We start from the raw sequence: 13,020 nt of genomic DNA, 5'->3' as shown, positions 1-13,020 counted from the left end.
CGACCGCGGCGTAGCGTCACGGCATGACCAACGACGATCACTCCAAGGGCCTCGACGAGGCGACCGAGACCACCGACGACCCGACGTTCGACAGCCCGCGCAGCGACGGCACGATCCGCGAGATGCAGTCGACCGAGCCGGGCGACTCGCCGGCCATGGACGACGACGAGATCGACTCCGACGCCGTGAAGACCCTGCCGGGCACCGGCGGACCGGACGACGTGGGCGAGATCGAGGTCGATCCCTCCGAGCTCAACCTGTCGGGGGACTCGATCCCGGGGCACCCGAAGCCCGAGTAGGCCGCTGCCAGGCCGGCCTGGCCTGGTGGTCGCGCTGGTCGCGCTGGCCGCTGCACCGCCGCCTGGCCCCGGCTCGTGGTGGTCCCCCACAGGAGACGCCCCTGCGTGTGAAGCTCCGCACCCTGTGGGGAACCACGAGCCGGCCTAGGCGGGCACAGCCCACGGTACGGCGTCGAACTGGGAGCCACCAGGGGTTGCGTACCCCAGAAAAAGCTGATCAGCACCCTTTTTTAGCTAGACGGCCTAACGAGGCTGTCTAGCGACCCACCGGGGCTGCGAGTGGGCGGGTGCTCGCCGTGCGGCTCCGGGAGGTCCTGGCCCGACCCGACCCGCGACTCCTATGCTGACGACGTGACCGACTCCCCCGCCTCCGCGCCCGTCCTCGTGCTGATCGACAAGGTCACGGCGGGGGGCCCGCCCCTGGCCGAGGGCGAGACGGGCTGGCACGTCGTCGACGTGCACGAGCCCGTGATCGACGTCGCCGACCTCGGCGTGACGCGGGGCGACGGCGTCTTCGAGGGGCTGGGAGTCGCCGACGGCGCGATCCAGGCGCTCGAGCCGCACCTGCGGCGCCTCGCCCGGTCCGCCGCGATGCTCGACCTGCCCGAGCTCGACCTCGACGTGGTCCGCGAGGCCTGCCTGGCCTCGGCGCGGCTGCACGCCCCCGCGCCGTTCCTCCTGCAGAAGCTCGTCGTCACCCGGGGCGTCGAGGGCGGCGACGGCACGCCCACCGCGTGGGTGCGCACCGACGCGATGCCCGACCACTCGCACGAGCGCCGCGACGGCATCGCCGTGGTCGCGCTCGACCGCGGCTACCGCCACGACGTCGCGCAGACCTCGCCCTGGCTGCTGCAGGGCGCCAAGACGCTCTCGTACGCCGTCAACAAGAGCGTGCTGCGCGAGGCCGCCCGCCGCGGGGCCGACGACGTGATCTTCGTGAGCAGCGACGGCTACGCGCTCGAGGGCCCCTCGGCGTCGCTGATCGCGCGCTTCGGCGACCGGTTCGTCACGCCGAGCACCGACCAGGGCATCCTCGAGGGCACGACGCAGGCCGCGGTCTTCGAGACGCTCGAGGCCCTCGGCCACGAGACGGCGTACGAGCTGCTGCCGATGGAGAGCGTCCGCGCGGCCGACGCCCTCTGGCTCGCGTCGAGCGGTCGGCAGATCTCGCCGATCTCGTCGCTCGACGGCGTCCCCGTCGCGTTCGACCGCGACTTCTCGCAGGACCTCGCCGACGCGATGGAGGCGCGGCGCGACTAGCGGCGCTGCACGGCCGGCGGAGCGGCGCGGCGCGGCCGGCGGCGCTGCACGGCCGGCGGAGCGGCGCGGCGCGACTGCCGGCGCTGCACGGCCGGGGGAGGCGGGGTCACCTACCGACCCGACCGCCGCCTCCTCCGGGCCACCAGCACGCCGACCCCCACCGCCCCCGCGACGGCGGCCGCCCGGCGCAGCGCGGGTGCGTGCTCCTCGGCCCGCAGCCACCAGCTGTGCGACCGGGCCCACGCGGGGTGGTCGCCGTGCACCTCGTGCCCGCCCCCCGGGTGGTGCAGGCCGCTCGTCTCTCGAGGCGGCGACGGGGCGTCCCCCCGCTGCCCCCAGAAGAAGTACCGCTCCATGACGTCGTCGACCAGGCGGGGGCTGATCGCCCGGGCGACGACCGCCAGCTTCGCCTGGCCGCCCACGAAGAGGTCGCGCACGGGGTGCTCGGCGGCGTACAGCACCGCCTCGGCGACCGCCTCCGGCGGATACGTCACGTCACGGTGCGCCGGGTGCTGGTCGAGGTAGCTCTGGGCGTTGCGGTCGAACGGCGTGTCGACGCGGCCGGGGTGCACGAGGGTCACGGAGACGGGCACGTGCTGCGCCTCGAGCTCCGTGCGCGTGGCCTCGACGAAGCCGTGGACCGCGTGCTTCGCCGCCGAGTACGTGGACTCGACCGGGGCCGCCCGGTCGCCGAAGACGCTGCCCACGGTGACGAGGGCGAACGCGCCTCCCCCCTCCTCCGCCGCCCGGGCCCTGAAGTGCGCGAGCGCCCGCCGGGTGCCGTGCACGACGCCCCAGAAGTCGGTGTCGAACAGCCGGTGCATGTCGTCGAGGGTGACCTCCTCGACGCCGCCGAAGACCGAGATCCCGGCGACGTTCACCCAGGTGTCGACGCCGCCGAGCTCCTCGACGGCCGTCTCGGCGATGCGGTCGACGTCGTCCGGATCGCCGACGTCGGCGACGACGTGCACGACGCGGGCGCCCTGGGCCCGCAGCCGCTGCTCCTCGGCGACCAGCGCCTCCCTGTCCCTCGCGGCCGTCACGACGGCCGCGCCGCGCGCAGCGAGGGCCCGCACCGTGGCGAGCCCGATGCCGCTCGTGGCGCCTGTGACGACGACGACCTGCTCGGCCAGGGGCCGGAGGTCGCCGTCGTGGACGCGGCCGGGCCGGCGCAGCACGGCGGCGAGCGAGCGCGGCGTCCTCACCGGGGCGTCAGACGGCCGAGCGCGTGGTGCCGCGGCGGCCGAGGAGGAGGCCGAGCGCGACCATGCCGATCGCGAGGACGAAGTGCAGCCAGTCGTCGGCCGAGTTGAGCGGCACGAAGTTGGCCTGGCTCTCCTTGTCGATGACGAGGCCGTAGATCCAGAGCACGGCGTAGACGACGCCGCCCACGATCAGGTACAGGCGGGCGCTGCGCACGGCGCGGGCCAGAGCGACGCCGAGCACGCCGAACAGCAGGTGCACGACGTTGTGCAGCACCGAGACCTGGAAGACGCCGAGCAGCAGGGCGCCCGAGCCGTGGCCGGCGCCGTGCAGCTCGCCGACGTTCGTCGTGAGGCCGGGGATGAACCCGGCCAGCCCCACGACGAGGAAGACGACGCCGACGACGAGCGAGGCCTTCTGCACGGGGGTCTCGGCGAAGCGGTGACGGGCGGTGGTGGTCCGAGCTGAGGTGCTCATGGGGATCTCCTTCGTGGTGGGCCCTGGTGGTCGGTCCCGTCCCATGAAGGCCGCCCGGCCCGGCGGTGTCCGGGCCTTGACAGGGGCACGGAGCACGGGGCACGCGCGGGCGGGCGAGCGCAGGGGAGAGCGCAGGGACGAGCGCAGGGGCGAGCGCACGGGCGAGCTCAGGGGAGAGCCCGGCCCGACGCCGACGAGCGGCCCCGGCGACGCCTCGAGAGGCTCCCCGGCGTCCGGGCGGGGTACACCGGTATCCACGAAGCGAACGTTCATGGCGCTAACTAGTTTCTCTAGACATCTGCGTGCCACACTCGTCTCGACGCCGATTCACGGCGGCGTCACCAGCCCCGAGTTCCCCTCTAGGCGTTCGCAGGACCGCCAGGAATGAGATGAACATGACCACCTCGCTGCACCCCTCCGCCCGCCAGCTCGCCGGGCTCTCGGCCGAGCAGCTCGTCCGCCACGTCCGGTCGCGCGTCGACGTCACGAGCGACAGCTCCTACCTCCGCGACGAGCGCGTGCCCGCCGCCCGCATCCACCCCTACCCCAAGCGTCGCCGCCTGTCGTCGGAGCTGACGACCATCCGCGTCGACGCTGCCCCCGCCGCGGTCGCCGAGCCGACCTACGCGGACTTCCTGCGGCTCGAGACGTCGCGCCAGCTCGCGACCGCGTAGCGGGCCGCCGCACCGCACGACGGAGGGCGGGTGCCCGTCGCCGGGTCGATCTCGATCGACCACGGTGACGGGCACCCGCCCTTCGTCGTGCCCCCGCCGACGAGGCGGGGGCGGGAGCGGAGGCGGGGGCACGGCCACCGGGGTCTCCCCCGGGTGGCCGGCCCGCGCCTCCGGCAGGCCCCCTAGGAGGCGCGGCTCCGCAGCAGCGTGAAGCTCGCGTCGCGCACGAGCAGCGTGGTCACCGGGCCCTCGACCACCTGGTCGGGGTCGCTCGAGCTGGCCAGCTCCCACTCGCCGTGGGGAGCCTCGGGCACCTGGAACTCGACGACGCTCGTCGAGCCGTTGGTGAGGAAGGCGAAGGCGTCGGCGTCCTTGTGCGTCAGCACGAACGTGATCGCCTTGTTCTCGCCCTGCTGCCAGTCGCCGCTCGAGAACGAGTGGTCGTCGGCGCGGCGCACCTGCACGTGGTCGTCGCTCTCGACCTCGGGGGCGTAGCGGAACCAGTCGGGGCGCAGCGCGGCGTTCTCGCGACGGAGCGTGATGAGCTCGCGCGTGAACTCGAGCAGCTCGAGGTCGGCCTGCTCCCAGTCGAACCACGAGATCTCGCTGTCCTGGCAGTAGGCGTTGTTGTTGCCGCCCTGGCTGCGCGCGATCTCGTCGCCGCCGAGGATCATCGGCACGCCCGCGCTGACGAGCAGCGTGCCCAGGAAGTTGCGGCGCTGACGGTCGCGGTACGCGTTGACGGCGCCGTCGTCGGTCGGGCCCTCGATGCCGCCGTTGAACGACTTGTTGTCGCTCTCGCCGTCCTGGTTGTCCTCGCCGTTGGCCTCGTTGTGCTTCTCCTGGTACATCGTCAGGTCGGCGAGGGTGAACCCGTCGTGGGCCGTGACGAAGTTGACGCTGGAGAGCGGCGAGCGCCGCGAGTCCTCGTAGACGTCGGGGCTGCCGAGCACGCGGTCGGAGAAGGTCGACAGCACGCCGGGCTCGCCGTTCCAGAACTCGCGGACGTCGTCGCGGAACTTGCCGTTCCACTCCGACCAGTCGGCCGGGAAGCCGCCGACCTGGTAGCCCGCGGTGTCCCAGGGCTCCGCGATCATCTTGACGCTCTTCAGCACCGGGTCCTGGTGGATGAGGGTGAGGAAGGCGCTGTGCTCGCTCGCCTCGCCGCCCTGGCGGGTCAGCGTGGTGGCGAGGTCGAAGCGGAAGCCGTCGACGTGCATCTCGGTCACCCAGTAGCGGAGGCTGTCCATGATGAGGGCGAGCGCGGCGGGGTGGCTGACGTTGAGGCTGTTGCCGGTGCCGGTGGTGTCGAAGTAGGCCGACTCCTCGCCCTCGACGAGACGGTAGAAGGCCGCGTTGTCGATGCCCTTGAACGACAGGGTCGGGCCCATGTGGTTGCCCTCGGCGGTGTGGTTGTAGACGACGTCCATCCACACCTCGAGGCCGGCCTCGTGGAAGGCCTTGACCATGGCCTTGAACTCGGCGACCTGGCCGCCGCGGGTGCCGGCGGCCTTCGAGGCGTACTCGTCGTGCGGGGCGAAGAAGCCGATGGAGTTGTAGCCCCAGTAGTTGCGGAGGCCCTTCTCCTCGAGGTGGCTGTCCTGCACGAACTGGTGCGTCGGCAGCAGCTCGACGGCGGTGACGCCGAGGTCGGTGAAGTACTTGATCGCGGCGGGGTGCGCGAGGCCCGCGTACGTGCCGCGGATCTCCTCCGGCACCTCGGGGTGCTGGCGCGTGAAGCCCTTCACGTGCACCTCGTAGACGACCGTCTCCTCGAGGGGCGTGAGCGGGCGCTCGTCGTCGCCCCAGTCGAAGCTGCGGTCGGCGATGACGCTGCGCGGCATCGCGGGGGCGGAGTCGGTGGTGTCCATCGTCTCGGGGTCGTCCATGTCGTGGCCGAAGACGGCCTGGCCCCAGTCGAAGGTGCCGTCGAGGGCGGTGGCCCACGGGTCGAGCAGCAGCTTGTGCTCGTTGTGGCGGAGGCCCGCGGAAGGGTCCCAGGGGCCTGCGACACGGAAGCCGTAGCGGCTGCCGACCCGCGCCTCCGGCACGACCGTGTGGAACACGTGGCCGGTGCGCTCGACGAGCTCGGTGCGGTGCTCGGCACCGGGGGTGCCGTCGGCCGCGTCGTCGTCGAACAGGCAGAACCAGATGTGGTCGGCGGTCTCGGAGTACACGGCGACGTGGGCGCCGCCGCCGTCGAGGGGCGTGACGCCGAGGGGGTAGGGCTTGGAGCGAGATGCGGTCATCACTCAGATGTACAGGAGCGCGGGAGGCGCGGGCCAAGCTGAGCGGTCCGCTCGCCCCCGTACCCCTCGCCCCGCCCCCTAAAACCCGCCCCTCTCACTTCCCGCGCGCCCGCCCTCCGCTCTTCGTCGAACCCGCGATCGGACATCGCACCCCTGTGCGCACGGGTGCGATGTCCGATCCCGGGTTCTTCCGTGAGCCTCCTCCGCCCGGGAGGCGCCTCCCCCGTCCACAGGGCCACTCCCGTCAGCGGCGCTCCCGGCCGCGAATCGCGCACACTCGGGCATGGCCAGTACCGATCCCACCCAGCTGCCCCTGCTGCCCCTGCTGCGCGTCGCGACTCATGGCGACTCGTCCCGCGAAGCTCGGGCTCTGCGTCGCGGGGCCGAGCGTGGCCTGCTCCACCGCGTGCGTCGAGGCGTCTACGTCGACCTCGCCGACTGGACGGCGTTGGAGGCGCGGGGCAGGCACGTCGTGACGGTCCGTGCCAGCGTGGCCGGCGCGTCCCCGAGCATCGCGGTGTCGCACGAGTCGGCTGTCGCCCTCCATGGGCTCCCGACGGTGGGGCGCCGACTCGATGACGTCGTCCGCACGATCGACGAGCACCGGAGGACGGTCAAGCGCACGCCGACGTTCCTAGTCCGGCCGGGCCCCCTCCCCGACGACGACGTCGTGGAGGTCGCGGGCGTCCGGGTCACCTCGCTGTTGAGGACGGCAGCCGACATGGCCAGGACCGCGTCGTTCGCCGAGGCGGTGCTCTGCGTGGACGCCGTCCTCCGCCGCATCGTGCTGGGGGGCGAGCACCGCGATGGCCCTGACGTCGACGCGAGGCTGACGCAGGTCCGAGCAGCGCTCGTGTCCCGGGTCGGACCGCCCGGGCACAAAGGCGGGCGCGCGGCCAGGCGCATCATCGCCTTCGCGTCACCGTGGGCCGAGAACGGGGGCGAGTCGCTGCTGCGGATCGCCCTCCATGAGCTGGGAGTCGCGCAGCCCGTCCTCCAGAAGGTCTTCCGCCTGCACGGGCGCGTCGTCGCTCGCGCCGATGTCCAGCTCCCCGACGGGGCCGTGCTCGGGTTCGACGGCATGGAGAAGCTCGTCGACGGTCGCATGCTCGCCGGCCGCTCGACCGCCCAGGCGCTCCGCGAGCAGAAGGCACGTGACCGCGCCCTCCTCGCCCTGCCTGACGTGAGGACGGTCATCCACTGCGACTACGTCGACGTGGTCCGGCCTGAGCAGCTGGCGGAGCTGCTGAGGGCGGGCGGCGTCTCCCTCGATCCCCGGCGGATCCGGGCCGCTGCTCGTGCTGCCCGTGCCAGGTTCGACGGCGTCGGGCCTCGATGAACCTCGTTCCGGACGAAGAACCCGTGCGTGCAGGGGTGTTTTGTCCGATCGCGGGTTCTTCGGGGACGACCCAGGGGACGGGAGCGGCGCGAGGGGCGGGCTAGCTGACGTGCACGTCAGGGCGGCGGGAGCGGTTCGGCTCGGCGCGGCGGAGCACCTCGCGCGTCACCGGGGCGACCTCGCCGGCGCCCGTGACGAGGAAGCGGCCCATGTTCGACAGCGGCCCGCCCTCGGTCCACTCGAAGTAGATGTCGGGCGCGACCCCGGTCTCGTCGCGGATGGCCAGCAGCACCGAGGCGAGCGTGTTCGGCACCGCGCCGCTCGTGACCCGCAGCACCCGGTAGCCGTGCACGACGTGGCCGGTGACGACGAGGTCCTCCTCGAAGTTCGACGAGTCGCCCGGGTGCACCTCGACGAAGATCACGGGCGCCCGCTGCGGGATCCCGCTGTAGCGCCGCTCCGCCGTCAGCTTCTTCTTGTAGATCTCGGCGACCTCGCGGCCGGGCTCGTGCGCGATGAGCCGGATCGAGCCGTACTCGTCGGCGTCCTCCCGCACGTACCCGAGGGCCGTGTCGTCGAAGGTGATCGACGTCGCCCGCAGCTGGAACGACCGCCGCACCCGTGAGATCAGCGACACCGCCATGATCCCCACGATGAAGATCGCGGCGATCCGCACACCGTCGGGCCGCTCGACCACGTTGACGATCGTCGTGTAGACGAAGACGAGCGCGATGGCCCCGAAGCCCACCGTGCGCTTGCGCTGCCGGGCCCGACGGGCCGAGAGCGTGACCGCGACGGAGGCGCTGGTGATCAGCACGAGCACGCCGGTCGCGTAGGCCCCGCCCTGGGCGTCGACGTCCGCGTCGAACACGACGGTGATGACGAACGCGATCACCGTGAAGACCAGGACGAGCGGCCGCACGGCCCGGGCCCACTGCGGAGCCATGCCGTACCGGGGCAGGTAGCGCGGTACGAGGTTCAGCAGCCCGGCCATGGCGGAGGCGCCGGCGAACCAGAGGATGCAGATGGTGCTGACGTCGTAGAGCGTGCCGAAGCCGTTGCCGAGGTACTCGTGCGCCAGGTAGGCCAGGGCCCGGCCGTTCGCCGACCCTCCCGACTGGAACTCCTCCTGCGGGATGAGCAGGGTGGTGACGAAGCTCGACAGGATGAGGAACGAGCTCATGATCAGGGCGGCCGTGGTCAGCAGCCGTCGAGCTCCGCGGATGCGCCCGGTGGGCCGCTCGTCGGTGTCGTCGGGGTCACCGGTGATCTGCGGCATGACCGCGACGCCGGTCTCGAAGCCGGAGAGCCCGAGCGCGAGCTTCGGGAAGACGATGAGCGCGATGCCGACCATCACGACCGGGTTGCCGTGCTGCACGGTCAGCGCCTGCCACCAGTTGCCGATCACCACCGTGTTCTCGGCCACGTGGAAGATCGACACGGCGATCACGACGAGGTTCAGCACCAGGAAGACGCCGACCAGCACGACGGCGATGCCGATCGCCTCCTTGAACCCGCGGAGGAAGACCGCCGCGAGGAGGGCGACCAGGAAGAGCGTGATCGGTACCTCTGCCCCGTGGAACCACTCGGGCGTGAAGGGGTTCTCGACCGCGTGCGCCGTGGCGTCGGCGGCCGACAGCGTGATGGTGATCATGAAGTCGGTGGCCGCGAAGCCGAGCAGCACGAGCACGAACAACTTGCCGCCCCACCAGGGCAGCAGGCGTTCCAGCATCGCGATCGAGCCCTCGCCGCGCGGGCTCTCGCGGGCGACGCGACGGTAGACGGGAAGCGCGCCGAGCAGCGTCAGCACCACGAGCACGATGGTCGCGAGCGGCGACAGGAGCCCCGCGGCGACGGCGGCGATGGCCGGCTGGTAGCCGAGGGTCGAGAAGTAGTCGACGCCCGTGAGGCACATCACGCGCCACCACGAGTGGGTCTTCTCCACCTTCTCGGCGTGCGGGCCCTGGTGGGCGCCGGAGTTCTCGGTCAGGCCGTCCAGCAGCCAGTTCCGGAGGCGCGCGCCGGCCACCGGGGTCGGCTGCGGTTCCAGCGCATCGGCGTCCCTGCCGGACTTCTCGGAGACTGTGGACACGGTCGGACCTCTCGCTCGCGCGGCCTCGGGACGGCGCGCGCACACAACGCTAAGCCCCGGTGGTGCGCCGGGAGCCGAGCGGGCGTGAGGATCGCGTTAGGACTCGGGGCGGGCCTCCCCCGCGGGGGTCTCGTCGGGCAGGAAGCGGTAGCCCATGCCGAGCTCGGTCACGAGGTAGCGCGGAGTCGCGGGCACCGGCTCGAGCTTCTTGCGCAGCTGCGCGAAGTAGAGGCGGAGGTACCCGGTGTCCTTCGCGTGGAACGGACCCCATACCTGCGTCAGCAGGGTCTCACGGGTGACGAGCTTGCCCGGGCTCTGCAGCAGCAGCTCGAGCACGCGCCACTCGGTCGGGGTCAGCCGCACCGTCTCGCCGCCCCGGGTGACGGTGGTCGACGAGAGGTCGACCCGCACGTCGCCGAAGGCCACGACGGGGGCGTCGTCGTCGCCGGGCGCGAGCCGCCGCGTGAGCGCCCGGAGCCGGGCCAGCAGCTCCTCCATCGCGAACGGCTTCGTCACGTAGTCGTCGGCGCCCGCGTCGAGCGCCTCGACCTTGTCGGCCGCGTCGGTGCGCCCCGAGACCACGAGGATCGGCACGGTCGACCAGCCGCGGATGCCCGCGATCACCTCGACCCCGTCGAGCCGCGGCATGCCGAGGTCGAGCATCACCAGGTCGGGGCGGTGAGCGACGACGGCGTCGAGCGCCTCGCGGCCGTCGGCCGCGGTGTGGATCTCGTACCCCCGGGCCCCCAGGGTCACCTTGAGCGCCCGCAGGATCTGCGGGTCGTCGTCGGCGATCAGTATCTTCACGGCTCCTCCCCGCCGACCGTACCCGACGCCCCGGCCACGGCGAGGGCCGCCGGCGTAGGGATCCCGTCAGGATCGCCGGGGCCGTCGCCGTCGGGCAGCGACACCACCATCGTCAGCCCGCCGCCCGGGGTGTCGTCGAGGGTGAGCGTGCCCGACATCGCCTCGGTGAAGCCCTTGCTGAGCGCGAGCCCGAGGCCGAGGCCGGTCGCGTTGTCGGTGTCGCCGAGCCGCTGGAACGCCGTCATGATCTCGCCGCGCCGCTCGGGAGGGATGCCCGGCCCCCGGTCGACGACCCGCACCTCCACCCGGTCGGCGAAGCCGCTCGTCGAGATGCGCACCCGCTGCCCCTCCGGCGAGAACCGCAGGGCGTTGTCGAGCAGGTTGACCAGGACCCGCTGCAGCAGCACGCGGTCGGCCCGCACGGGCGGCACGGACGCCCGCAGCGCGAGCTCGACGTCGGCGGGGCCGAGCCCCAGCTCGTCGAGCGCCCCGAGCACGACCTCGTCGACGTCGACGTCGTCGGTCGAGACGGCGAGGGCGCCGGCCTGCACGCGGCTCACGTCGAGCAGGTTGGTCACGAGGGCGGCGAGCGACTCGAGGCTCTCGTACGCGGTCGAGAGCAGCTCGTCGCGGTCGGCGTCGCTCCAGTCGACGTCGGCCTGGCGCAGCCCGCTGATCGAGGCCGTCGCCGCGGCCAGCGGGCGTCGGAGGTCGTGCCCCACGGCGGCGAGCAGGGCGCTCCGCATGCGGTCGACCTCGGCGAGCGGTGCCACCTGGCCGGCCTCGCGGCTCAGGGCGGAGTGCTCGAGCGCCGCCTCGACCTGGGCCGCGACGACCACGAGGAGGCGGCGGTCGGCCGCCAGGAGCCCGCCGCCGGTCAGCTCGAGGGCAGCCCCCGACCCCGCGGGCAGCGTCGCGACGGAGTCGGAGTCGGAGTCGGAGCGTGGGTCGGGGTGAGCATCCGCCCCGGCGGCCCCGCCCCCCGGGGCGACGGAGGACGCGAGCTCGACGTCGCCCTGCAGCACGCGGACCCGCGTCAGCCCCAGCGCCTCGCGCGTGCGCTCGACGAGCGCCTGAACGGCGTCCTGGCCGCGCAGCACGCTGCCCGAGACGGTGGCGAGCAGCTCGGTCTCGGCCAGGGCCCTCGCCGCCGCCCGGCTGCGCCGGGCCGCCTGGTCGACGACCCAGCTGACCAGCGCGGCGTTGACGACGTAGAGCACCAGCGCCAGGAAGTGCAGGGGCTCGGCGATGGTCAGCTCGTACACCGGCGCGATGAAGAGGAGGTCGAGCGCCACGCCCGAGAGCAGGGCGGCGACGAGCGCGGGCCAGAGGCCGCCGACGACGGCCACCACGATGACGAGCAGCTGGAAGAGCAGCACGTCGCCCGCGATGCCGTCCTCGCTGCGGTGCCCGACCAGCAGCCACGCGAGCAGCGGGCCGCCGAGCAGCGTGAGGGCGAAGCCGGCGAGGACGCGCCCGCGCGACAGGGCACCGCCGATGCGCGGCAGCGCCCAGCCCCGACCGGCCGAGCCGTGGTTGACGATGTGCACGTCGATCTGCCCGGACTCGCGGATGACGGTGGCGCCGATCCCCTGGCCCGTGAGCGCCGTCGCGAGGCGCCCCCGTCGGCTGACGCCGATGACCAGCTGCGAGGCGTTCGTGCCGCGGGCGAACTCGACGAGGGCCTGGGGCACGTCGTCGCCGACGACCTGGTGGTACGTGCCGCCGAGCTTCTCGACGAGGGCGCGTTGCGCCGCGAGCGCTCCCGGCACGCCCTGCCGCAGGCCGTCCTGGCTGCTGACGTGCACGGCGATCAGCTCGCCCCCGGCCGACCGCGCGGCGATGCGGGCCGCCCGCCGCACGAGGGTCTCGCCCTCGGCACCACCGGTGAGCGCGACGACGACCCTCTCTCGCGCCTCCCACGGGCTGTCGATGCCGTGCTCGACCCGGTAGGCCTTGAGGGCGCTGTCGACCTCGTCGGCGAGCCAGAGCAGCGCCAGCTCGCGGAGGGCGGTGAGGTTGCCGAGCCGGAAGTAGTTCGAGAGGGCGGCGTCGACGCGCGAGGCGGGGTAGACGTCGCCCGCCGCCAGGCGGTCGCGCAGCGCCTGGGGCGCGAGGTCGACCACCTCGAGCTGGTCGGCCGACCGCAGGACGGCGTCGGGCACCGTCTCGCGCTGCACCGTGCCGGTGATCTGCTCGACGACGTCGTTGAGCGACTCGATGTGCTGCACGTTGACGGTCGAGATGACGGAGATGCCGGCGTCGAGCAGCACCTGGACGTCGCGCCAGCGCTTGTCGTGCGTGCCGCCCGGGGCGTTCGTGTGGGCGAGCTCGTCGACGAGCGCGAGCTGGGGCCGGCGGGCCAGCACGCCCTCGAGGTCCATCTCGTCGAGCTCGACCCCGCGGTGCTCGACGACGCGACGCGGGACGACCTCGAGGTCGCCGAGCACCGAGGCCGTCGCGGCGCGGCCGTGCGTCTCGACGACCGCGACGACGACGTCCTTGCCCTCGTCGCGCAGCCGACGCCCCTCCTCGAGCATCGTGTAGGTCTTGCCCACCCCCGGTGCCGCGCCGAGCAGCACCCGCAGTCGTCCTCGTGTCATGCGCTCAGCATCGCACC

General features: G+C 73.0%; 10 protein-coding genes. 4 read left to right on the top strand and 6 right to left on the bottom strand.

Translation table 11 applies throughout. The annotated features are described in order from the left end of the window. The first annotated feature begins 23 nt into the window (after nt 1-23). Both FHR77_RS00430 and FHR77_RS00425 read left to right on the top strand, forming a co-directional pair. Nucleotides 24-299, top strand: coding sequence for a hypothetical protein (locus tag FHR77_RS00430; protein WP_167257815.1), 276 nt, complete (start codon nt 24-26; stop codon nt 297-299). A 351-nt stretch (nt 300-650) separates the two neighbouring features. Further along, nucleotides 651-1,559 (top strand): aminodeoxychorismate lyase, encoded by a 909-nt coding sequence (locus tag FHR77_RS00425; protein ID WP_341777160.1) that lies wholly within the window; start codon nt 651-653, stop codon nt 1,557-1,559. Between the two features lie 110 nt (nt 1,560-1,669). Here FHR77_RS00425 and FHR77_RS00420 read toward each other — a convergent pair whose 3' ends face one another. Both FHR77_RS00420 and FHR77_RS00415 read right to left on the bottom strand, forming a co-directional pair. Further along, entirely contained in the window at nt 1,670-2,764 is a 1,095-nt protein-coding gene (locus FHR77_RS00420) for an SDR family oxidoreductase (protein WP_167257944.1), read from the bottom strand. Between the two features lie 7 nt (nt 2,765-2,771). Continuing rightward, the gene (locus FHR77_RS00415) at nt 2,772-3,239 is read right to left on the bottom strand and encodes a DUF4383 domain-containing protein (RefSeq protein WP_167257942.1); all 468 of its coding nucleotides are present in this window, start codon (nt 3,237-3,239) and stop codon (nt 2,772-2,774) included. 395 nt (nt 3,240-3,634) lie between these two features. Here FHR77_RS00415 and FHR77_RS00410 point away from each other — a divergent pair, with 395 nt between their 5' ends. After that, nucleotides 3,635-3,913 carry a hypothetical protein gene (locus FHR77_RS00410; RefSeq protein WP_167257940.1) on the top strand — a complete coding sequence of 93 codons (279 nt, stop codon included), beginning with the start codon at nt 3,635-3,637 and terminating at the stop codon, nt 3,911-3,913. A 182-nt stretch (nt 3,914-4,095) separates the two neighbouring features. On the opposite strand, the gene glgX is transcribed toward FHR77_RS00410, so the two are convergent. Further along, complete coding sequence (glgX, locus tag FHR77_RS00405; protein ID WP_056052104.1) at nt 4,096-6,162, bottom strand: glycogen debranching protein GlgX; 2,067 nt, start codon at nt 6,160-6,162, stop codon at nt 4,096-4,098. A gap of 283 nt (nt 6,163-6,445) precedes the next feature. On the opposite strand from glgX, the gene FHR77_RS00400 reads away from it, so the two are divergent. Continuing rightward, entirely contained in the window at nt 6,446-7,501 is a 1,056-nt protein-coding gene (locus FHR77_RS00400; protein ID WP_167257938.1) for a hypothetical protein, read from the top strand. A 100-nt stretch (nt 7,502-7,601) separates the two neighbouring features. On the opposite strand, the gene FHR77_RS00395 is transcribed toward FHR77_RS00400, so the two are convergent. The 3 genes from FHR77_RS00395 to FHR77_RS00385 all read right to left on the bottom strand — a co-directional run bounded on the left by FHR77_RS00395 (nt 7,602) and on the right by FHR77_RS00385 (nt 13,003). Then, nucleotides 7,602-9,551, bottom strand: coding sequence for an APC family permease (locus FHR77_RS00395; protein ID WP_167259382.1), 1,950 nt, complete (start codon nt 9,549-9,551; stop codon nt 7,602-7,604). A 138-nt stretch (nt 9,552-9,689) separates the two neighbouring features. Beyond that, nucleotides 9,690-10,400: a response regulator gene (locus FHR77_RS00390; RefSeq protein WP_056052098.1), complete on the bottom strand. Its 711-nt coding sequence runs from the start codon at nt 10,398-10,400 to the stop codon at nt 9,690-9,692. Further along, a complete protein-coding gene (locus FHR77_RS00385; protein WP_167257936.1) occupies nt 10,397-13,003 on the bottom strand; it encodes a sensor histidine kinase in 2,607 nt (868 codons plus the stop codon). Before FHR77_RS00385 ends, FHR77_RS00390 begins: the two co-directional genes overlap by 4 nt. Nucleotides 13,004-13,020: the final 17 nt, after the last annotated feature.

Source organism: Frigoribacterium endophyticum (assembly GCF_011759585.1).
GTDB classification, from domain to species: domain Bacteria; phylum Actinomycetota; class Actinomycetes; order Actinomycetales; family Microbacteriaceae; genus Frigoribacterium; species Frigoribacterium endophyticum.
Note: the sequence above shows the minus strand (reverse complement) of the source record. Positions and strands in the feature narration are given on the sequence as shown.